Raw genomic sequence first — 250 nt, forward strand, 5'->3', positions numbered from 1 at the left:
GGTTTAGCCGCTGGCTTGGCAGCGGTTTTCGCCGCCACTGGCTTGGCTGCCGACTTGGCGGCCGGTTTGGCAGCAGCGGTGTTTGCCGCAGGCTTGGCAGCCGCTTTAGCCGCAGGTTTGGCCGCCGGCTTGGCTGGCGCTTTAACCAGTGGCTTGGCCGCGGTTTTCGCAGCGGGTTTGGCAGCGGCGGTTTTCGCGGCAGGCTTGGCAGCAGGTTTAGCGGCTGCCGTTTTAGCCGGGGCCACTTTGG

General features: G+C 66.0%; 1 protein-coding gene. It reads left to right on the top strand.

Going from position 1 to position 250, the window contains the following annotated elements:
- Positions 1-66 precede the first annotated feature (66 nt).
- On the top strand, positions 67-250 hold a 184-nt coding region (locus tag KZZ04_RS20165), incomplete at its 3' end, for a hypothetical protein (RefSeq protein ID WP_219424030.1).

It is taken from the genome of Pseudoalteromonas sp. CR1, from assembly GCF_019392235.1.
Lineage (GTDB): Bacteria > Pseudomonadota > Gammaproteobacteria > Enterobacterales > Alteromonadaceae > Pseudoalteromonas.